At 40.6% G+C, this 22,559-nt stretch carries 19 protein-coding genes; 6 read left to right on the forward strand and 13 right to left on the reverse strand.

Going from position 1 to position 22,559, the window contains the following annotated elements:
- Window positions 1-37: 37 nt before the first annotated feature.
- Both V1499_RS18305 and V1499_RS18310 read right to left on the reverse strand, forming a co-directional pair.
- The gene (locus V1499_RS18305) at window positions 38-1,048 is read right to left on the reverse strand and encodes an LLM class flavin-dependent oxidoreductase (RefSeq protein ID WP_409271428.1); all 1,011 of its coding nucleotides are present in this window, start codon (window positions 1,046-1,048) and stop codon (window positions 38-40) included.
- Between the two features lie 222 nt (window positions 1,049-1,270).
- Window positions 1,271-1,612, reverse strand: coding sequence for a DUF3870 domain-containing protein (locus V1499_RS18310; protein WP_409271430.1), 342 nt, complete (start codon window positions 1,610-1,612; stop codon window positions 1,271-1,273).
- A 483-nt stretch (window positions 1,613-2,095) separates the two neighbouring features.
- Here V1499_RS18310 and V1499_RS18315 point away from each other — a divergent pair, with 483 nt between their 5' ends.
- The 4 genes from V1499_RS18315 (at window position 2,096) to V1499_RS18330 (ending at window position 7,663) form a co-directional block, all read left to right on the forward strand.
- Complete coding sequence (locus V1499_RS18315) at window positions 2,096-3,574, forward strand: zinc ribbon domain-containing protein (RefSeq protein ID WP_409271432.1); 1,479 nt, start codon at window positions 2,096-2,098, stop codon at window positions 3,572-3,574.
- 33 nt (window positions 3,575-3,607) lie between these two features.
- Complete coding sequence (locus V1499_RS18320) at window positions 3,608-4,435, forward strand: hypothetical protein (protein WP_409271434.1); 828 nt, start codon at window positions 3,608-3,610, stop codon at window positions 4,433-4,435.
- Window positions 4,436-5,053: 618 nt separating this feature from the next.
- The gene (locus V1499_RS18325; RefSeq protein ID WP_409271436.1) at window positions 5,054-6,106 is read left to right on the forward strand and encodes an SEC-C metal-binding domain-containing protein; all 1,053 of its coding nucleotides are present in this window, start codon (window positions 5,054-5,056) and stop codon (window positions 6,104-6,106) included.
- A gap of 306 nt (window positions 6,107-6,412) precedes the next feature.
- Window positions 6,413-7,663, forward strand: coding sequence for a hypothetical protein (locus V1499_RS18330; RefSeq protein ID WP_409271438.1), 1,251 nt, complete (start codon window positions 6,413-6,415; stop codon window positions 7,661-7,663).
- 303 nt (window positions 7,664-7,966) lie between these two features.
- Here V1499_RS18330 and V1499_RS18335 read toward each other — a convergent pair whose 3' ends face one another.
- Window positions 7,967-8,308 (reverse strand): hypothetical protein, encoded by a 342-nt coding sequence (locus tag V1499_RS18335; protein WP_409271440.1) that lies wholly within the window; start codon window positions 8,306-8,308, stop codon window positions 7,967-7,969.
- A 441-nt stretch (window positions 8,309-8,749) separates the two neighbouring features.
- Here V1499_RS18335 and V1499_RS18340 point away from each other — a divergent pair, with 441 nt between their 5' ends.
- Entirely contained in the window at window positions 8,750-9,649 is a 900-nt protein-coding gene (locus V1499_RS18340; RefSeq protein ID WP_409276335.1) for a glycerophosphodiester phosphodiesterase, read from the forward strand.
- 544 nt (window positions 9,650-10,193) lie between these two features.
- On the opposite strand, the gene V1499_RS18345 is transcribed toward V1499_RS18340, so the two are convergent.
- A complete protein-coding gene (locus V1499_RS18345) occupies window positions 10,194-11,084 on the reverse strand; it encodes a hypothetical protein (RefSeq protein WP_409271442.1) in 891 nt (296 codons plus the stop codon).
- 101 nt (window positions 11,085-11,185) lie between these two features.
- Window positions 11,186-11,725, reverse strand: a complete 540-nt coding sequence (locus tag V1499_RS18350; RefSeq protein ID WP_409271443.1) for a signal peptidase I — start codon at window positions 11,723-11,725, stop codon at window positions 11,186-11,188.
- A 554-nt stretch (window positions 11,726-12,279) separates the two neighbouring features.
- On the opposite strand from V1499_RS18350, the gene V1499_RS18355 reads away from it, so the two are divergent.
- Window positions 12,280-12,924: a 2OG-Fe(II) oxygenase gene (locus tag V1499_RS18355; protein WP_409271445.1), complete on the forward strand. Its 645-nt coding sequence runs from the start codon at window positions 12,280-12,282 to the stop codon at window positions 12,922-12,924.
- A gap of 230 nt (window positions 12,925-13,154) precedes the next feature.
- Here V1499_RS18355 and V1499_RS18360 read toward each other — a convergent pair whose 3' ends face one another.
- The 8 genes from V1499_RS18360 to V1499_RS18395 form a co-directional block, all read right to left on the reverse strand.
- Window positions 13,155-14,222, reverse strand: coding sequence for a M14 family zinc carboxypeptidase (locus V1499_RS18360; protein WP_409271447.1), 1,068 nt, complete (start codon window positions 14,220-14,222; stop codon window positions 13,155-13,157).
- 552 nt (window positions 14,223-14,774) lie between these two features.
- On the reverse strand, window positions 14,775-15,020 hold the full coding sequence (locus V1499_RS18365) for a hypothetical protein (RefSeq protein ID WP_409271449.1): 246 nt from the start codon (window positions 15,018-15,020) through the stop codon (window positions 14,775-14,777).
- A 314-nt stretch (window positions 15,021-15,334) separates the two neighbouring features.
- Window positions 15,335-16,531 (reverse strand): J domain-containing protein, encoded by a 1,197-nt coding sequence (locus V1499_RS18370; RefSeq protein WP_409271451.1) that lies wholly within the window; start codon window positions 16,529-16,531, stop codon window positions 15,335-15,337.
- A gap of 95 nt (window positions 16,532-16,626) precedes the next feature.
- Window positions 16,627-17,883 (reverse strand): tetratricopeptide repeat protein, encoded by a 1,257-nt coding sequence (locus V1499_RS18375; protein WP_409271453.1) that lies wholly within the window; start codon window positions 17,881-17,883, stop codon window positions 16,627-16,629.
- Window positions 17,884-17,892: 9 nt separating this feature from the next.
- Window positions 17,893-19,629: an Hsp70 family protein gene (locus tag V1499_RS18380; RefSeq protein ID WP_409271455.1), complete on the reverse strand. Its 1,737-nt coding sequence runs from the start codon at window positions 19,627-19,629 to the stop codon at window positions 17,893-17,895.
- Window positions 19,630-19,647: 18 nt separating this feature from the next.
- Window positions 19,648-20,712, reverse strand: a complete 1,065-nt coding sequence (grpE, locus tag V1499_RS18385) for a nucleotide exchange factor GrpE (RefSeq protein ID WP_409271456.1) — start codon at window positions 20,710-20,712, stop codon at window positions 19,648-19,650.
- 22 nt (window positions 20,713-20,734) lie between these two features.
- Window positions 20,735-22,216 (reverse strand): AAA family ATPase, encoded by a 1,482-nt coding sequence (locus V1499_RS18390; protein ID WP_409271458.1) that lies wholly within the window; start codon window positions 22,214-22,216, stop codon window positions 20,735-20,737.
- The gene (locus V1499_RS18395; protein WP_409271459.1) at window positions 22,201-22,485 is read right to left on the reverse strand and encodes a CFI-box-CTERM domain-containing protein; all 285 of its coding nucleotides are present in this window, start codon (window positions 22,483-22,485) and stop codon (window positions 22,201-22,203) included. The genes V1499_RS18390 and V1499_RS18395 overlap by 16 nt, the downstream gene beginning before the upstream one ends.
- Between the last annotated feature and the right edge of the window lie 74 nt (window positions 22,486-22,559).

Here is a 22,559-nt window from a genome sequence, read left to right on the forward strand (position 1 = left end):
TCCCTTCTGTTTGAATTGAACATTCTATGACAGAGGCTTAAGAAGTCAGCTTCACTGCACCTGTAAAGGCAGGCATAACCTTTTCAGCAACTAATTCCATTGATTTCAGCACCTTTTCATGGGGAAGCCCGCCAAAATTCATCAGCATCATCACATGGTCACAGCCTGCATCTTCGTATTTCCGGAGGCGGGCAATGACATCCTCAGGTGTTCCAATTAATAGCTGCTCTCTTTCTTCCAAATCTTCAAACTGCGCACTTCTCCCGTATTGACGGGTATCCAAATAGAGATTCAAATGCTCCCTGGCGGTTTGTTCAGCCTCTTCACGCGTTTCCGCTACATAGGTATGAAGTGCCAATGGGATATTCACTTTCGTTTCATCATGACCAGCCTCACGGAAAGCTTTTTTATAGTCATCAAGAATCTGCTTCAGTTCCGCGATCGACTTGCTGGCGACATACGGTACCCCCATAATGTTGTAGCCCATTTTCCCGACATAGTGCGACCCATTCGGACTCAATGCCCCGATCCACATCGGGACTTCCTTTTGCTTTGGAATAACCTCCAATTTAACATCATGAAATTGATAATAATCGCCATCATGAGAAAATTTTTCACCGGTCCATGCCTTTTCGATGACTGCCAGAGCATCATTAAATCGGAATGCTTTATCCTTTCCATCAACGTTGAAGCCTGCAAACTCATGCGGAAGGTAACCGCTCCCAAGTCCAAGATTCAATCTGCCATCACTCAGCACATCCAAGAGGGCATAATCCTCTGCCACCTGGATTGGATTTTTAAATGGCAGCGTCACAATGGAAACGCCAAGCCTGATATTTTTCGTATGCTGGGCTGCAACAGCCAACAGTATTTGCGGAGTTGTCAAAATGCCATATTCGCTAAAGTGATGCTCAGCGAACCAGACAGAATCATAACCCAGGTTGTCAGCATGGATAGTCTGCTCCAGGACCTCCTTCATCAACTGCTCATGTGACCGATCAAACTTCTCCTTGTAATTATCAAAGACAGTAAATAATCCAAATTGCATATGAGATCTCCTCCAGTTTTAAAATTTTTTGCAAACAAAAAACCAGCAGCAAAGAAAAGCAGTCTGATGCCATGAAGGCACCAAGTACTTTTTTCGCTACTGGTTGTTAATCTACTTTGTTTGGGATCGGGTTTGTCCCCCTCTCCTCATAGATTAGCCAGCTATACACTATGAATATATTGTAATTAGATTATAATAAATATTCGGAAAATTGCAAGCGCTTTACTGAATGTTTTTATTTTTCTTCCACTCATGATACCGGGTATAGGCAGACACAACTGCTTGCATGATTGCTTTTTGAGGAGGAACTAGAAATCTTGTTTCAATCAACCCTGTCAGGTGGTCCGCTCCTTGAGCAATCGATTGTCCCCGCAACTGAGAAGATAAGAAATTGTTAGTAATCTCTTTAATAAAAGTAAAATCACAATCAACAATCATATCACTTTCTGTGTCCACAATCAGCAGGCAGCCGATTGACTTTTGCATCTCAAAAACGGGCGTCCCCTTCGGCAGCTGTGCAAAACCAGCCACGAACACATAGCTATCTTTTATTTCCTTATTCATCCTTTCACCTCCGTTTTAGCTAATGCCTTTAACTTGATAGCTTTTTTAGAATAATCTACGCGCTTTGGATCGTCATGGCCAATCACATGGGAGATATTCTTAAGATGGGGAAAGCCTAAAGATTGAATCATAGAAACATGCGGAGAAAGGCGCGGGAAACTAGCAACGCAAACATACTACCATTTTATTTCGACAAAAGACGGCAAAATCCTTTACGCACTAGGGCAATTATTTCCACCTCTTAATACCCTTTTTCAAACTGAATTTCACGCCACCTTGGCCAAAACGATTAACTAGTAAAGCACTGAAAACTTTTTCCAAAACAACAAGGGAATGATGTTATTTTACTATTCCATTTTCCGACAAAATAGGATAAAATCAGTCTATTCTACTATTTTTACAAACTGAAAAGTTCGAAGGGGCGTGACTAAAAGCCTATTATTTTTCCGAAAGCATACCAATTTTACAGAGAGGAAGGTTTACATGAAGTTCTGTAAGGAATGCGGGGCTGCTTTAACCGCTGAAACGAGATTTTGCAAGGAATGTGGTGCGCCATCAACGGCTGCCGTTGCAAACACAGGCAATCCCGAAAAAGTCACACCCCAGCAGCCATCAAAGCCGATGAACCCTAAAACAAAAAAGTTTATCATTGCGGGAGCCGTTTGTGGAGCGCTCCTTTTTGGAGCTTTTAAAACAGGGGAAGCAATGACGAGCAAGGAACGTAAAATTGAAAAGTTTGAATCTGCCTTAATCGAAAAAGACAAAGATGAATTGGCCGACTTGCTTGTTTCCACCGATAAGAAATTAAAAATTGATGCTAAATCGCTGAATGGCCTTGTAAAATACCTGAATGACAATCCGGATCAAGTCTCAAATTTTGTGAAAACCTTGAAGGATCAGGCAGCTTACTACGATACAGTAAAAAGCGATTCAGAATCCGCGGACCAATACATAAAAGATACGATGCCAAAAGGATTATTCAATTTGGAAAAGGGTAAAGGCTCCTTCCTTTTCGATGATTACAACATAACGATTAAACCAATCTATATTTCATTATCAACAAATTACGATGACACTGTTTTAAAGGTAAACGGCAAAAAAGTGGCAACGTCCGATACACAGAATTACTCGAAAATGGTCGGGCCGTATGTTCCGGGCGTTTATACAGTTGAAGCCATCTTAAAAAACGATTATGTCACGCTGCAGGATAAACGAGAAGTTTATTTATTACATACCGAAACCCAAGCAATAGACATGTATCTTGAAGGGAATAATATCACCCTTCGATCTGAATATGATGATACCGAGATTACTGGAAAAACGTTGATCAACGGAAAAGAAATCAATGTGGATCCCTTCTCTGAGGCAACTTTTGGGCCAGTTGTAACGGACGGTTCGCTACGGATTCAGGCTGTCGGAAATTTCCCGTGGGGAGAAATGAAGTCCGAAGAAGCAACGATTGAAAGCGATTGGATTCGTTTCGATTTTACCCAGGACGAGGCTTTCCAAAAGTCCATTATGGATACGGTTGTACTGAATGCCCGGGAATGGATTCAAGCCTATACGGCCGGAGATGCAAACATTATGACAACCTATACGCCTGAAAAAAAGGAAGAGCTAGCTTCCGAAATTACAAGAGACAAAGAATACGGGCGATTGTTTACAGGTACGTTTTTGGGCACAACCGTCGATATGGATTCATTCCAATTGTCCCATAATGGTGAACAGTGGATTGCGAATGTAAAAGTAAAGGAAACATACAATTCGGATTATTATTATGGAGAAGAAGAACCTCAATTAAGTGAGGAAATTGAGTACTGGAATTATAAACTTGTCTACGATGAGACTGGGAAGAAGTGGACAGTTTCAAGTTACTCCAGTGCCTGGGGATTCGGCGATGAGAATGTAAAAGAGTTTAAAGAAACGGATCCAAAACGATACACAACCGCTTGGAACAAGTAATAACCATTTATAAAGGAAAGAGGGATTCATAAAGTGAATTGTCCAAATTGCAATCATCATAATTCTGGCGGCAAGTTTTGCGAAAAATGCGGAACAAACCTGACAACCGGGGCACAAAACGAAAGTGCCGCAACTGCGGAATTTACCGCAGGGCCAACCCAAACGGCGAATGGTTCAACCGCAACGAACCAATACCTTGAAACAACGAAAGCCATTTCCCGGCAATACATTAAATTTGTCCTTGAGGTGCTGAAGAAACCTTTCTCCACCAGCACACAGGTTGGCGGCGAACAATTCATCAACGCAATCATCACGGTCTGCTTGTTTTCCCTTTTCGTCCCGCTAATGTCCTATTTCGTATTAAAAGGCATTATTTCAGACATGGGTAACTTTGGTGGAGGACTTTTCGGAAACGCCGTTCGAGAGATCACCCCTCCCTTCGGCTCAGTCGTCATAAAGCCATTTTTTGGATTTATCGTATTTGTTCTGCTGATTTCATCATTCACGTTTGCAGCGGTAAAATTGGGCAAAGTAAATGCTTCTTTCAAGGAAGTAGCTTCCCGTTTTGGCACGCTTCTCGTTCCATTTACAGCACTTATGCTAGTCGCGGTATTGTTTAGCATGCTAAAGATTTCTTTCGCATTTGTTTTGCTGATAATCAGTTTGATAGGCTTAATTTTCCTAGTGCCCGCCCTGGTGATCTCCAGTTATAAAAGCCCGTTCAACAATGGGCTGGATATCGCATATGGCTCGCTGCTAACCTACGTTTTAACCTTTATCACCTTAATGATTATGGGTGAATTTCTATTTGACTCAATTGCATCAAATCTTGATAGGTATTGGGATATCTTCAATTTATAACTTTTTCAAAATAAGAGAGCCACATCCATGCGATTGGCTCTTTTCTAGTGTTGTTAAGATGAATGCAGTTTAGTATGTGCTAAACTATTATTATCTTTAACAGAGATCTCCTCTATTTTACAGCAAGTTTTATAGCCAAAGTGAATTAACAGGTATGTACCCTGCTTCACTCTTTCACTTTATAGAGCAATTTCAATTAAATAAGCAAAGAAAAAGCTTGGGGGCATCATATATATATGTCTCCAAGCTTCTTTTATACCAATCTTACTTAAACATAACTCCACTCTAGTCCTTTATATTTAGAACATCAATTTCGAGAAAATTGTGGGTAATTTCAAATGAAATAAATGCCAAAATTAATGAGGAAACAGTCCCTATTGTGTGAAGTATTGTCTTGGTTTGCATACTACTACCCCCTATAAATTTTGTCCCACAATAAAAATAAATTCTGCCTTTTGCTCTTTAGGACAATAGTACTCAAATTAGAAGACATATAATAAGGGAAAACTTCAAAACAGCGTTAAACACCCAACGATTGCCAACCAGGAACGGACCCTCCTGTATTTTCGTTATGATATGATAGTAGAGTTACAAAGCAAGTGAAAGGATGAGCAAGTAGTGTCAACAACGATAGGCCGTAATGAAAAATGCCCGTGCGGGAGCGGAAAGAAGTACAAAAAATGCTGTTACAAAGGGGCGGTAGTGCAATTGGAGCAGCTGCTCGACATGGAATTGAAAGAGCTTCAAGCCGATATCATACGATATACATGGAGTCACTACGAAAACGAAATTGAAGATTATTTACAGGAGCACGACGATAACTTCCCCGTTCCGGACGAAGCAAAATCAGTTTTTGAATTTTGCGCGCTTACCTGGTTTGCCACGTCCCTTGCCAAAAACGGAAAAACGGTCATGGATGAATACCTCGACTCCCATTCCAAAACCATTTCCAGGCCAAAGGTAAAAGAAATGGCCGCGGCTTGGCGAAACAGCTACCCATCTGTCTTCAAGGTAAAAAAACTGGACAACGGCAAATTCCTAACCATTGAGGATATCTTCACAAAAGAAACCATCCAAGTAAAATTACTCGAGCAAAATTATTTGCCAGAACAAGGAGATCTCATCATTGCAACGGTCCTTCTTTCAGAGCCGGCCGTGTTTTTTGGGACCTTTTTCAACATCCCCGCCAACCTTGGAAATGAAGTTGAAAAAGAAATTCTCGCTTTATACGAGGAAACAGGAAATCGAAATCCAAAAACCTTCATGAAGGATTCATTTCTTATCACACTCGATCGCTTTATGTTCCCGGAACCCGTCACCCTCATGGACGGTTGGGAATGGCCCACGGAAAAACACCGTGAAGTCGCCGACGCATACCAGGAATACATAAACGGAATCGACAGTTCAAAAACGCTGGCCAACCTCGGCCTAACCCTTTGGATCCAATACACCCAAAAGGCAAATCCTGCGATTCGGAACCCGCAAATCTATACAGCCGCGCTCATTTATCTGGCCCTGTCAAACAGCCCAATGTCAGCTGCAGTTTCCCAAAAGCAACTCGCCGAAGCTTTCGGAATTTCTGCAGGCAGCATCTCAAGCAAATACAGGGATATGAAAAAAACCCTCCATGCCGAGCTTCAGGAAATTGAGGGAACCATCACTTTAGCATAAAGCAATGATAAAGGTACAACCGGAGATTTTTTAATCCGTGTGGTGCCTTTTTGTTTTTTGGAAAAATTGGCCCATACACGAAACCTTACCACCCTATATCCAGACAGAAAATACCCACCGTCCACCTTACCCTTGCACGCACCCCGCCTTAAAAAGGAACCACAAAGAGAACACGCCTCCCGTTAAAACCAGGTCAGCCTGCTTCTTTACCTCAGCAGCCCTAAAAGGAATGCCAATATCTTCTAGACCAAATGACCCACTTGTGTTAACTTAATAATCAGAAAAATAGTGTTTTAGGGGGATAAAATGAAGCAAAAATACTTAGCCTTAACCTTAATAGTTGTACTGCTCTTTACAATCGCTATGCCATTTCCAACCAGCATGGCCAAAGGCCCCACAATTGGGGAGCTGCAAAAGAAAATAACCGCCTTGACAAAGCAGGTAAAAGATTTAACAACTAAATTAAACGTGAAAACAAAAGAAGCGAAAGATGTAACAGCAAAACTTAACGCCAAGGCAAAAGAGGCTAAGGGCCTGTCATCTGCCCTCACCGCAAAAACGAAAGAGGTAAAAGAGTTATCAACAAAACTCACCGCCCAAACGAAAGAAACAAAAGAATTAAAAGAGGACAATTCCGATTTAATCACTCAATTAAATGATAAAGATCGACTCATTGACGGCAAGGATAAAATAATTGGCGAAAAAGAAGCGGAAATAGAAAAACTGAAAGGCCAGCTTGCGGAACAAGAAAGAGCTCACAAATTAAAGTCGGCTACAATCGTTTATACGAACGAATCATTACAACCCGGTACAAGTATAAAATGGTACAAATTCAACACGAACCGAACGTCGATTTATATGACCCTGCCGGCTTTCGAACAGTACTCCTATATCCTGGATTCCACTGACCAGCTGGTTGCCGATGTTTCAAAATACTTTAATGCTGAAGTCAAATCTAAATTTGATATTTATGTATGGATGGATGAAAATGTTACAGGCACGACTGGATCCGAGTATAAAATGAGTTCCGATCGAGTTTTGATCAGGGGCACGAAATTTCATCCGGTGAATTCCACCAATAAAACCCCATTCGTGAATTGTCTTGCTCATGAAATTGCCCATGCGGTTCAGGACCTGGGAGCAAATATTCTTAGTCGAAATGGAAGGCCGGGGGTGTTTTGGGTAACCGAAGGCACTGGAATGTTCATTCAAGACCACTACATTGACTATACAAAATATAATTTTCCTGAAAACCACATCATTATTGATACTCCAGATAAAGCGCGGTATACAAAATGGATTAAAGACCGATCGTTTTTTGCGGATAAAATAGATGTCTCCACTATGACAAAATTGCCTAGAGACCTTGAACTCCATTCGGATTACAGCATTTACGCATCGATTATCTATTATATTGAGAATCAGTATGGCCATGACAAACTACTTAATTTTTTTGAATACCATAAAACACTGACTACCCCAGAATCGATTTCGAAAGCCTTTGACGTCACGGAAGAACAATTTGTTCAGGATTGGAAAAAATACTTCTCCTTATAGACTGGGTGCCAAAGCCTTTTGGCGGGCATTTTTCTATCCTATTTTTAATGAACTAGACCGAAGAACATACATTAAAAAAAGCTCCACCTAAACCGTGATAATACCGCCGTTTTGGTGGAGCGTTTGAAGGATCTTCCATTCTAAAAAAATTTAATCTACAAGGTCCCTGAATGCCTTAACCGGTGACCAAGACCGTTCTTACCCTTCTTCGATAGAATAAACTCAAATCAAAACTAAATGGAAACACCCACTTTATTTTGCTATAAAGTGGGTGTTCTTGAAGAAGGCGCCAAGCCCCCTCTCCTACCATATCAAAATTTCATTATCAAAGCGCAACATCGCCGCTTCCATTCCCAATGAATCAGCTTCCTGCAGAGGGATCTCAAGCCTGTCATCATTATCGAAAACCAACTTGATTTTCCACTCCTCCATTTCGGACCGTTTCACCTTTCGGCTAATAAATGAGCATAGTGAATCCCGGTAACCGGGAACAGTGCTGTCAAATCTCCTTCCCGTAACAAAAAGGTGCGGCATAACATAGGCGGTAAGCATACCGCTCCCCCGCTCCCCCTCGAAAAAAAACTGTAAATAATCACGTATGAAAATAACAGAACTTACCTCAGCTTTTTCCAACTCGCGGATCATCCCTATCCCCCCAAAAAATGTTAGATATCTCTATCTTTCCCGGTCCTAGCCTATGTAAGCTGTAAAAAATTGAACACTTTGCGACATTCAAATAAAGGGGAAAAGTCGCCACTTTCCGAACCTTTTATCTGAAGCAGGGACGGTATCAGCGCTTCTTACTTTGATATCGCTTTTGCAGATCTATTGAATCTTTTTCAATCAATTCACAATTGAAACACGGCTCGGTACTTCTCCATAAAAAAATGAATTTCTTTGTTCTGTATTGCCTAAATCCATTTTAAACTTTAGACATTTACTAAACTATATGAAAACATCAATGCAAAAAATTGCATTTTCACTATTTACAATTTTGTAACTACATTGTTATCCCCCCTTCATACTCTATTCATTTACGTTTATTAAGCTTAAAGAGACTAATGAATGGAGGGATTTTAAATGATGATGAAACGTTTTTTCAGAAATGTCATGATGTCTGCAGCATTTGTCGGTATTGGAACTGGAGTAGTCAGCCAGGTACAGGCGGCGGAAATGATTAAGCCTTCTCTTAATCCCAACAAAATCCTGAATGTTGCGCATCGTGGTGCATCTGGCCATGCTCCTGAGCATACACTGCCTGCTTACGAGCTGGGCCAGAAAATGAAAGGCGACTACATAGAAATTGACCTCCAAATGACAAAAGATGGCGAACTGATTGCCATGCATGATGAAACGCTGGACCGCACTACGAATGGGACCGGCCTTGTAAAGGACTTTACACTCGCGGAAATTAAACAGTTGGATGCTGGTTCCTGGTTCAATGAGAAATATCCGCAGTATGCAAAGTCTGAGTACGTCGGCCTTGAAGTTCCAACATTGCAGGAAGTCATTGAAACATTCGGCTCTGGCGCCCGCTATTACATTGAAACAAAATCTCCTGAAGTTTACCCTGGCATGGAAGAAAAACTGGTGGAAATCCTGAACGAGTATAAATTGACAGGGAAAAATGTCCCTTCCAGCAAAGTCATCGTTCAATCATTCAGCGCGGAAAGCCTGAAAATGGTCCACGAAATGGATCCAACCATTCCATTGGTTCAACTACTTTGGTACGATCAACCTGCAACTTTGACAGATGAAGAACTGGAAGAGTACAAATCTTATAGCATCGGACTTGGCATGAATTATGGCACCATCGATGAAGCCTATGTTCAAAAGGTCCGTGACAGCGGCCTTCTGATCCACCCATATACAGTGAACGAAACAGCCGATATGGAAAAACTGCTCGACTGGGGCGTAACAGGCATGTTCACCAACTTCCCTGACCGCCTCCAGGAAGTCATGAAAAATCGCAACTCAGTAAAATAAGTCTGAACACCCTGTAACGGAAACTACGCCGGCAGCATCTCAAGCAAATACAGGGACATGAAAAAAGCCCTCCACCACGAGCTCCAGGAAATAGAGGGAACCATCACTTTCGCATAAAACGCAATACTAAAGGCAAAACCGGAGATTTTTACACTCCATGTTGTGCCTTTTGCCAATTTTGGGTTTAGATTATCGAGTTCTTACATTTGAGGAACTAATGGATGGGGGAGTTTCTTGAATCATAAAGAAGAATCCCTATTAATACTAAAGGAAGATTGGACAAGCGCTACAGAATGGAATACGTCCTGGGAGGTCTATAGGTAAATTTGTACCGTGCCTATATAAAGGCAGACTCTCGCCTTGAACGGCGAGAGTCTTCATAAAAACAAACACTTCAACAGAATTACCAGACTTCTACGAATAGTGATATACATTTAAGTTACGTAGGCCGGCTACGTGACTTTGTTGTTTTTTGATAAAAAAGGAACATAGAAGTTTTTATTTCGATACAAATTGCTCCTCAACGAAAGCTGAAACCCACTACTTAGTTATTCATCCACCAGTCATAAAGTTCATTACTTTCAATCGATAGATATGGACCATTGGCCCCTTTAAAAAGGACTGTACCTTTTACTAAAGTATCCACATTGTTGCTTCGCCAAGATTGAGTACTACTGGCAAAGTATTCTTTGTCGGTAATGACACGATAGTATGTTGTGCCATTCAATAATTCTCCTGTAACAGTTAAATTGCCAACATTTCTCTCAAACTCTCCAGTTCCCTCTACTTTTATTTCAATTACCTTAAATCCTTGATTGTTTTTATAGTGATTAATTTGCTTAAATGTTGTTGTTCGGGTAGGGCCATTGGGTGTAGCTTTAAAGGTTACTATATTTTTGGAGGGCTGCGGTGGAGCGGGTTTGTCCACTTGAGTTGCAGTCACTTGCAAATTTACGGTTCCAGTTGCCCCAGCAAAGGCGATATCATTGGTACCGTGCGGCCATTCTACTAAAATTTTAAAGCTTTCACTATCCTTTTCCGGTTTAAATGCTTTTGAATAGTCAAAATCTACCCAATTATTATCAACATTTCTTTGCATTTTAATATTTACCGGTGAGCTTCCGTTCTCTGGGAAAAGTGCCCCCGTAGTAGATAAATCAATTTTGTACTCCACTGGTAATTTGGTATCGTTTTTATTGATATTGAAACTATAAGCTTCAATAGGATCCATTCCAGGGAATAGGTCCTCACCAAGATTAAATTGTCCATTACCGATGGCTTGTCCCTGTGCATTCACTACATCAACATTAAATTTGGCTGCATGTGCAAGATTATTATTACTCGAAAAACTTTTACTAAAGTAAGCTGACGTCCCTATAACGGCTATTGCTACCAAAATTAGTGTAAATAAACTAAAAGCTAATTTCTTTTTCATTCCTTTTCCTCCTTTGGTTACTTTTTCGGAATACTTGCGTAACTTAATCGTTTGATACAATATGTCCCCCCTTAATTCAAGTTCATATTTAAGCATAAAAATCATTGAATTTTGATGCTTGTTTTTGAATCTTGGATGTATTTTCTAATGATTCCTATGATTAAAAACAATATAATGACCACCATGAATGAAATAAGCCCTTTTCCACTTTTTAAAAAGTTGAGTGCATACCCTACTTTAGGAAAGTGGAAAAAGAGTTTTCCTGTTATTTGTTTGGGTGCGATTAATTCATTATCCTCGACGTTATTAGCGTCTCCTTTTGTGGCAAAGAGCGTTGTTCCCCCACTTTGAACTTTGGAAACGATTCTGTGGGTTACCAACGTATTCGCATTATTCTTAAAGGTAATTACGTCATTTACCTTTGCATTGGCAGGATCAATTTCTTTCATCACTATCATGTCACCGGCTGATAGCAAGGGTTCCATACTGCCTGATAAAACGAGCAATGTCTTATAGCCAAATATAGAAGGAACCTGGTTTGGATGAATTTTCATCTGGAGAATTAAATAGATAGAGGATGCGCTTATCAAAACCAACATAGCAACACTAAAATTACCGATCCACTTTATGAATCTCCTCATTTAATCTCCTCTCTTTTCCTGTGTTATTACTTTATTGAAAACATCCTCGTTCTTTATTTAGTACAAGATTATTATAATTCATTAAATGTTCACATTCAAGAACAAAATATGCACTTATATTGTTTATATAGAACGAGAGTGAGAGATTAGCTTTTCTCCCCTATTAGCTTCATAGTTCTATTTCTTTTTTTAAATGTAGAGACATGCTTCATGGTTTGCCTGGTTTAGATCGACTAAGATGCCGACTGCAAACCTTCACTCCTGATTTCAATTTCATTATCTGAAAGATATACTTGCTTACTTGTAGTCTTATAAAATAGTCCTGCAAGATATATAACGAACATTGTGAAACACTTCTCCTTTCTTCTTCAGTAAAATAACATTCCTCCAAGTTGTTCCAGCCTAATCAATCAGTAGAATGGGAGAGTAACGGCGTCACTCTTTGCCCGGTTGACAGGCAACTTTGATATTCAATTTCTATTCTAAATTTTTTATGAATTCAAAACTTTTATAGTATAATTGCTATAAACTGGTATAACTGGGGTGATAGCAATATGTCGAAATTAGCCAAAGAACAAACGATTTTCAATCACCAAAAAGGTACAATCTATACGGTTGATAAAGCCATAAATATCATTGCAAAAATAGAGGAACCATTGGTAGTGGTCCTTGATAATGTGTTGGATAGTGAAGAATGTGATGAGTTGATTACATTAGCCAAAGATCGAATGAGGCGTTCAAAAATTAGTGAGAATCATATAGAAAATGAGATTCGAACCAGCAGTGGCATGTTTTTTGATAAAATGGAAAACCAACTGGTCGCAAAAATCGAAAGAAGAGTTTCAGAGATTATGTGTATTCCTATCGAACATGGTGAGGAACTTCAAGTTCTACATTATCTCCCTGGGCAAGAGTACAAAACACATTTTGATTTTTTTTCATCTAAAAGCAGAGCCGCGGAAAATAACCGTATCAGCACCCTAGTCATGTATTTGAACGATGTGGAAGAAGGAGGAGAAACAGTCTTCCCCCGACTGAACTTTTCCGTTACCCCAAGGAAAGGAATGGCCGTTTACTTTGAATATTTTTATGAAGAACAGGCGCTAAACGAGTTAACGCTCCATAGCGGATTGCCTGTCATAAAGGGAGAAAAATGGGTCGCGACACAGTGGGTCAGAAGGAAACAATTAGTTCTCTAACGCAGAACAGGTACGAATATAACCAATAAAAAGCGACGTTGATAATGAAATAGCTTCCAAAAAGAACAAGGTATAAAACCTATATAGTAAAGGAAAATGGCATACGCCAATGGGCGCATGCCATTTCTAGTGTCCATTTAACGTTTTGCACCTCAACTAGGAACGGATTACCAGTTGGTGAGTTTGGGTTTACATTGTGTTTCTTTAACAGTTCCGGCTCCTAGTATTTCTTATTCATCTCCTTCTTCTTCAGATGCCCTATTCTTTTGTTCAGGTAGGGTGTCCCAGAAGCTAATGTCTGCTTTTTCAATCGATCCGTCGGCTATTGCGTTTACGGCTGCATCCAGCGTTTCAATGGTTTGTTTGATGAGATAGCCATTGCTCTTTTGGCCGAGGGCGTAGGATTCAATGTAATGGTCGGACATCCCACGCATTTCGAAAAGAAGTGTTGAAATGCCGTAACGGACAGCTGCGCCATTGCGTCCGATTTTTTCCTCGGAGCCACCCACATATTTGCCGATATGCCCCCATCCCTTGCTTTCAAGCCTGTTGTAAACAACGGCCCCAAGCTTCTTGGATTTTTCGAGAACCTCAGGTTTGACATTTTCGTTTGTCGGATAGAGGATGGAACCGGAAACTAATTCTCCTTCCGTTTCACTCCTCGTACCCTGGTGGTGGAGGTCAATCATATAATCGATTTTATACTTTTGTAATACATTTTCATGGAGCGCGCGCACTTCAGGCTCCATTGCAGATGTCACTTTGTCATGCTCGCGGTTCAAGTCCACCTCATTGGCGTTGTATCGGGTTAGGTGGCGGTCGCCGTCTGCAAGGTAATTATCTAAAGAGAAATTTACATCGCCCATGGCTCCATCAGCATTCAGCATCGGAATAATGAGAACGTTTACATTATTCAGCACGCCCTTGCTTTTTCCTGTCCCAAGATGCTTGATAAATTCCATCGCGCCTTCGGTTGTAAGCTGTTCATTGCCATGCTGCTGTGTCAGGAACAGGATGGTCGGATTAGAAGGGTTGGAAAGATACTTCGCCATGTAAATATCCCGGCCCTTCAACGTTTTTCCGATGATCTCAAGTTCCATTGCAGCCTGCTTTGCGTCCTGGGTTTTGAGGTACTCAACCATACTTTCATAAGTATGTAAAATCGATGTCTGGATGGACCCATTTCCAGCACTGGGACCATTGCCCACCGCGCCAACAGGCAGGCCAACCGCAGAAATTCCGCCAAAAGCCATCAGCCCTGATAGTGAAAAAGCTAGAACCTTCTTCTTAAACTTCATCGAATCCCTCCTAAACATAAGTTGTCCGAAATATCAGACAATATAAGTTTACTAATTTTGCGCATAAACTTTAATAGACAGGAATCTCTAATTATTTGACAAAATTTCACACACAAAATAGGAGGAACAGTTCAGTTGGAAATAAAGAATTTCACCCAAAAGAAGCAGTTTCAGCGAATGTTGATTAGGGTAAAGTGACAAGTTTAAATAAAACCGTACCGTTCGTGAAGAACATTTTTAAAAAATCTACTGTTTTCAATTTATTAATCTTTTTTTCATAAACTGTTAAAACAACCTTAATAATTAAGGTCTATACTAATAAATGTAGACAGCATTGTTCGAACAATACACTCTCTGGTTTCGGCATTAATTAAAATTTTTGTCGAGGCTATGATCTTTGTTCGGACAATCGCCAATTCTTTTCTTCAACAGTAATTTGGTACAAACCGAAGGCGGCCCCAAGCCGCCTTCCCCCCCCATTTTATGAACAAACTCCCTTTAACAGTTAGATGGAGCCTCCTCGGCGCCCTCCTTACACTATATAGCTGCATATCAATTCTTCGTATACCTTCCCCTATCCATAACCCAACGACCACTTCGTTTTACAGCCCACCATATTGCTTTCGAGACAGCGGTGCTGTAGTATTTTTCAATCACTTCATTGTAATAGGGAGATTGATGAAAGAGTTCCACCAGCTCCTTGTTACTAAAAACATTCCCACTTGGCACTGATTTTTCAAAAGCTAAAATAAAGTTCAGTGTTTCCTCGTTTAAGTTATACTTGATAGTTTTTTGCATACCAAAGCCTCCTAAAAGTTATATATCTTGTATTTTCAAAAATATCGGTAAATGATCACTATGTCTAACCCAATCTTCATACGTCCCTACTTCTACATTTACCAAGCGAAAAATCCCAAATTTATTTTATCGTTAAATGATCTTTTTGGAAAAATTGGCCCATACACCAAGCCCGCCCTCTAAACAAACTGCCTGCGAATACACACCATTCGCCGTCATCACGAAAAAGAAGCCCCCTTTATAACAGCGCTAGCAGTTATAAAGAGGGCCTTATCATTCCATCATACTTAGGGAGCAGTCGAGCAACCTCCTGGTTAGAAACCTGATAAGAAAGCTACAATGAAAAGGAGTACTATGATAAGACAACCGAGATAAGATATTATCGTTTTTAACTTGCCGGGATTAAAGTACCAAATAAACCCGACAATAATTCCTACAAACGGAGTAAAGATTGCCGATACTATAATACCCACAATAACCGAAAACAGGATGGAGCCTCTTTCTTCCTGATACTGATTATTTGTGGAAACAGTTGATTGAGAAGTTCTTTTATATGTATCCCGCGACTGATAGGAAGGCTGTGGGTCCCCATAGTAAATTACATCGCTTCTAATATAAGATTCTGCTTCTTTTAGCCACTCATTTACTTCTGCAAATTCGTTTTTATTAATATCTTTTACTAAATAAACCAGTTCTTTAAACCCATTATTACGATTGTCTAGACTTTCGCATAAATTCATGATCATTCTTAAAAGAATGATTTTTTCATCACTTGTTTTCGGTAACTCCTGGATCCTCAATAAGATCCTTTTATGGTAATTAAGTTTATCGGCCGCCATTGTAAGAAAGAACAATTCTTGGAGCAATGGGAAATCATAAATGGTTTCTTTCCCTTGTTGTTTTAACTTTTCTTCAAGTGTAATAAAGGCTGTATGAAAATTGCCTAAATTTGCATACGCCCTCGCAAGAAAAATGTAATAGTTGCTTTCCGCAGGATTTAGCGAGACTAATTTTTTATAATAATTTTTTGCATTGTCATACATCTCTAAATGTAAAAAGGTTTGCCCCAATAATGATAAGGTCATTTCATCATTTGGGTGATGAGCTTCTAACTGTAATAATAATCTTTTGGCATCCTCAAATTTTCCAAGACTTATATAGCAAATAGCGATATTGTGCTGAACGCCTAAATCATTGGGATAGGTTTTAAGCATTTTCTCTAAAGAAATTAACGCACTATCATACTGTTCTTTATTCATTGATTCAATTGCTTCGTTTAAAAGCCTTGAATAGGCGCCATTATCTTTTGACTCATGGTCATATTGTGTTCTCGATTCCTGATTGGATAACACCTTATACGCTTTTGTCAGCTCCTGAAACTCAACTGGATGCGTTTCATTCGGATATTCACGGATCTTTAGGTAATATGCCTTTTTAACCTCATTACCCGAAGCATTTTCATCAATACCAAGCAATTCATAATAACTTATTGTTTTAGTAGATTGCACCATTTTCCCATATGACTCCCTTTAATATGCCCTTTGATCCACTGCATTCACCACTGTAAATGGTTTCCCTCTAACAAGCAGCCCCATTTGTTATTCATTCACTTTACTCTTAATGATTTTGCCTTTTTCGCAGTCCATTCATTAGGGAATTCAGTTTCGATTCGGTCTAGCCATTCAATTCCGTTTTCTTGATCCCCAGACTCCAAATAACTTTCTGCACGCATGAGCATTACATCATCAAGATAAGGGGATTGATGATAGGAATCAGAATTTCCGTCGGATTCCTTTAAAAATGCTTCAATTTCAGTAATAGCTTTTTGATCATCCCCGGACTTTATGGCAGATTGGATAAGGAAGAAATGGGCATCGTCTGCGAAAAAGGGAGTTTTGGAAAGGGATATGCTTTTCTCGAATTTTTCCACTGCCGTTTGATACTGGCCGCTTCGATAGTTTTCCAACCCACTTCGATACTGCTTGAAAGCACCATTCTCTTTGATGTTCTCTATGTTCACATCTGCTAATTCCAAGAGGCCAACAGTTTCACTCTTTTGCTGCAATTCAGCTGATTGATTGTCCATTTCTGACTGGAGAGCGGAATTTTCCTTTTCAAGTGATGCAATCTGTTCCTTTAATGCCTTTTCCTGATTCACAAACTCTAAGCTAGATCGTTCAGGTATTTCTTTGGATGAAACAGGCTTCGCACTGTCGTTATCCAAAAATCTTTCCACGGCTATACCGGTTGATAACATCAAGATTGCTGCTCCTGCTAACAAGCCCATCCTGACAAAGCGATGTTTTTTACTAACCGCTTTGTTTTCTGCACGGTTGGCTGCGGATCCCAATTCACTTTCCTTCACTTTTAGGGAAATCGCCTTGATTGCTGTATCATTCCTTACATACTCGGGAACTTCTTCAAGGGCCTTGTTAAATTGATTGATATCTCCGCAAGCGAGTAAGGACAAAAACCATCCCTTATAAATTTCAACGGGGAGGGGCATTCCCTTTCCTTGTTCAAACAGATCCAAGAATAGTTGGGGCAGCGAGGCAAAGTCTTTTTGGCTCGCTTTTTCAATTGCTTCGTTATACAGGGTAAAAATCTTTTCATACGTCTGAAGCGTAGCCTGCAGCCGTCCTATCTTATCCGGTACAGCTGCTACTTCGTCGGGAGAAACTTTTTCCCATTGTATAAGGGCCGCAACTGGTCTCCCGGTGGCGGCATATACCAGACCCAAGGCCCAGTTTGATAGCGCATGGCCAGTTTGCGCCAACGTTCTAAGAAGATTCTCCGCTTCTGCATAATGGCCTTTTTGGATGAAGGCTATTGCTTTGTTATAGTTTAATAGGTTTTCGTTCATGTCCAACCCCTACACAAGCTCGATTAATAAATCTGTCAGTTCTTCTTCGGCCCGCTTCACCCCATTGGTGTTATTGGCGGCCAACTCCTTTTTAAGCTCGGAAAGAAGTTCTTCGATTTTCTGTTTATCAGAAGGACTGGCGTCATTCATCATTTTTTCAGCTCGATAAATCACGTTTTTGACTTCCTGATAAAGTTCGGACTTGTCCCAATCCTGGTTTACCTGTTCCTTCGCGGCTGCCACTTGCTCATCAGAAAGGACACCTTTTTGTGAACGAATGATGTCCTCCACTACTTTTCCTGTACTTAAAACCTTTGCCCGGACCTGCAGGGTGCCATTAATATCATAGGTAAACGTAACTTCGATTTTTTCTTCACCAGCAGGCCTTGGCGGAATACCATCAAGAGTGATATCATCTGAAAGCAGAATATTCCCACTAACCAAGTGGCTTTCTCCTTGATAAACCTTAACGTCTACAGCCTCCTGATGGTCAGAAGCAGTGTAATACATTTTGGTTTCAGAAATTGGAATGGTGCTATTACGCGGAATGATTGGGTCAAAATAACCCGGCACTAGCTGTCCTCCGATGTTTTTCACCACTTCCATCCCAAGTGTATATGGGCAAAGATCGATTACCATCAATCCGCTCTTCGAATCAATTTCCCCGCTTTTAATCCCGCCTTGCACGGCCGCACCGAGGGCAACGGCTTCATCCGGATTAATATCTTTCCGTGGTGTTTTTTCGAATTTCCTTTCAACCAGCTCTTGAATAAGCGGAATTCTTGTCGAACCGCCAATGAGGAGCACTTCTTTTATATCCCCTACTGTTAAACCAGCATCGTTTAAGGCTTTATCCACTTCATGTAAAGTTGAATTCGCCATATCGCGAATTAAATTTTCAAATTCATTTCTAGTCATTTCAAAGTCAACGCTAATAGGCAAGTTATTATAGATTCCTAGGAACGGAACAGTTAACCTCGCAGACATTTGGGAGGAAAGCAATTTCTTTAATTTTTCAGCCGCATCTTTTAAAAGGGCGTTTCGTTTCAATATTTCTGCCTCATCCGCATTAACATGGATGCTGTACCCATTATTCTCCTCAAACTTTTTTTCAACCCACGCTACAATCGCATTATCAAAATCCATTCCGCCAAGATGGTTGTTCCCAGCACTCGCTTTTACCTCAATTACACCATCAAACATTTCTACGACCGATACATCGAAAGTACCTCCGCCCAGGTCGTAAACAAGGATATGCTGGTCCTTCTCCATATTTTCAAACCCAAAAGCAATCGCAGCTGCCGTAGGCTCATTGATGATTCGGTCTACCTTTAAACCAGCAATTTCCCCTGCTATTTTTGTTGCCTTACGTTGTGAGTCAGAGAAGTAAGCCGGTACGGTAATTACGGCTTCTGTTACAGGCTCTCCTAGGATTTCCTCCGCGGAAGTTTTTAAATATTTCAGGATATATGCAGAAATTTCTTCAGGACGGTACTCTTTGCCATTAACAGTTACGGTTTGATCTGTTCCCATCAGCCGTTTTACTTCCATGACTGTCTGGGTTACGAGTGTTGAATAGGTATCTTTTGCTTCTTGGCCTATTACCATTTCTTTGTTTTGGTTGATTTGAAACACGGATGGGGTTGTTCTCGCTCCTAATTTATTTACAAGAATTTCTGGCTTTCCGTTTTTCAAATAAGCGACGGCTGAATTTGTTGTTCCTAAATCAATTCCTATAATTGTCATAATTGGTTTTCCCCTTTTTTAATCTACTGTAATGACGGTTGCTTTTCTTATGATTTCGTTTGTTTCCTTATCTCTAAAGCCGCGTTTATGGACGGAATACACATGATATTGTTGAAGGTCGGGAGCATATTGCTGCCTTGATACATTCCCGAGGCTGATCATTGTTTTCCCATCTATAGGTTCGCCGAGTACCTTGATTTCCTGGAAGCCATACGATTCTAGTGCCTCCAGCGAACGGTTAATAATCATTTCGACTTGATTTGTAACAGCGTCATTTCCAAGTTGTTGAACAGCCTGATAAACAGAGTCAATCTGATCGAAAATTTCAAGAGCCAGCATTTTTACCTTGTTATTGCGGTCTTTCATTTCCTGTACAGCTTTATGTATTTCCCCTTGTTTGTCGGCCTGAATTTGATCGACAAATTGTTCGAACTTCAATTCCAGCTCCTGCAATCCCTTGAAATTAGCCCGGTTTCCTTTTTTAACATCCTCTTTAATTACTTCAATCAGGGAAACGAGGGATTCATCCATCTCAACGCTCTCCCCCTCATGCACATAAAATTGCTCAAGCTTCGGCAGATTCATTAACTCCTCAATAAATTCCTCTTGCAGCGATTTTTCCAATTCAATGTCTCCTCCGTCTACAAAATCCAGCATTTTTAGTTTTAATCGTTTAGCTAGTCTTTCAAGTTCTTCCTGCCAAGGAGAATCCCCATTTTTTAAAAAGAATGAGCGAATCTGATTAACATCATCCAAGAAAAAAAGCAACGTATCCAAAGCAGCAATCCAGCCTACTAGTTTAATTTGACGGTTCACGACAGCAATTCCCTGATGGATATCCTGATGCGGAACACAATCATCAACACTTTCTGGCTGAAAAGATGTTACTGCTTTAGCATCCTGCTCACCATCAGATTGCAGTCGTTGATCGAATCGCTGTGTGGAGAATGGCTCTGGCCTGCTATGTATAAAAATGTTGGGCCCATTGTTTGTTGGCTCAATTTCCTCAACGGTATTTCTATCCGAGTTGCTCAGGAATGGCCTTATTATCCTGGAGGATCTTTTACTTTCATCCCGGTCCATGCTTTTACCTCCCCTGCCCCACTCATAGCCTGTTCATCCCATTGATACCGGCCAAGCTCTTGCCAGCCAGCGGCCGATTCTTTTCCACAATGCTCATAATCGTTTCATCCAGGAGATCCAAGTCACCGCCCGGTAGATTCATAGCTTTTTGTTCCATCACAAAGCTGGCCTTTGCCATGATGGCATCCTCAATCATATTCCGGACAAGCCTTCCATTTCCATGCGTTTCCGGGTATCTTAGAGTTGTCTTTCCTACCATCCGCCTGAAAATAGCTGATGCTGTTGGAGTCATTTTGTAATCCCGTTGATGTAGGAGCAAATTTGTGATTTCCATCAACTCATCCAGGCTATAATCCGGAAATTCGATATGATTTTTAAATCTTGACTGGAGGCCGGGATTGGAATCAATGAAGGTTTTCATCTCATTCGGGTAACCCGCCAAAATTACGACCATGTTGTTGCGGTCGTCTTCCATCGATTTCACCAAAGTATCAATGGCTTCAATCCCGAAATCGCTGGAGGCGCTCCCTCTGACAAGGGAGTATGCCTCATCAATAAACAAAACTCCGCCTTTTGCTTCCTTTATTTTGTTCATCGTTTTGATTGCGGTCTGGCCCACATATTCTGCGACTAAATCTGAACGGCCAACCTCGACCAGATGTCCCTTTGAAAGAACTCCAACGGCTTTAAGGATATTCGCGACAAGTCTTGCTACAGTCGTTTTTCCCGTTCCTGGATTCCCGGAAAAAACCATGTGCAGGCTAATCTTTTCTGTTTTAAAGCCTTGCTCCTGCCTTAACTTATTAAAGGATACCCAATTGGTAATGTCTTTAATTTTCCTTTTTACCTCGTCAAGGCCAATCAGCTGCTCGAGTTCTCCAATCGCTTTTTCAAGAGAAACTTCTTCCGGCACTTTATCAAGTGCCAAGGTTAGATCCTCTCGGTTAGAAATTGCCTTTTGAAGCTCATCCACCCAGGCAAGGATGTAGTTGGCCTGTTCAACTGCACCGTGTTCGCTGACCGCTGAATTAATTACAAGCCTGACTCTTTTTAAACTGGAAGTTATATCGATTACATTTGCTGCTGATATCCTTTCAAGATTCACTTTGATGTCCTTACTTACATATAAATTATGTACCTTTAAAGTCGCATGGGCATATTGTATAAACCGTTCGATGCTGTCTGTCGATTCGGTAATCCCTGAAAACCATTCGCGCTCAGCCCATTCCTCTTGGTTTTCCTCTTCATATAGTTGGGCAAGGTCTTCGTACCAAGAACCGATTTTCTTTTTCAACACATTCATACAATGAAAGTAATCTCCAAGAACCGAGTATTCCCGGGTTTGGATTTTTCTTTCAATGTGATCCATTATCTTAAAAACAAGGCGATGTGACCGGAAAAAATGACTCTTAATCAGCTCTTTATCCTTTGAGGAAAAGGCTGCCTGCATATCTTCTTCAAGATCGGCAAAAGAGTCATAAATCATCTTTAAACGTTCTTCCACCGATTTATATCCCCTTTGCGTTTTAATGCCAAGTTCGAGTTAATAGAGTATTTGGCTTCCAAATTATCGAGTATGCGCCAAACAATCTTTCTAACAAGTGCCTTCATTAGAGGAGACCGTTTGACAAATCCCGCTGCAAACGGCCCCATCTTATAATAGAAGCGTACAAATAACCGGCCAGCCAGTGTCTTTTTTAAATAAACATCCCGCCAAAACCTTAAGCTGTCGAGTTCCATGGCAAGTGGAGACCCGAACGCGGCGGTTGCCACAAAACACGAACTTGAATTGGAACTTTGCGAGCTGGTGTTATAGGATGATGTATTGGATGACGGCCGTGAATCAT

This window comes from Neobacillus oceani, assembly GCF_046237595.1.
In the GTDB taxonomy this organism is placed as follows: Bacteria; Bacillota; Bacilli; order Bacillales; family Cytobacillaceae; genus Bacillus_D; species Bacillus_D oceani.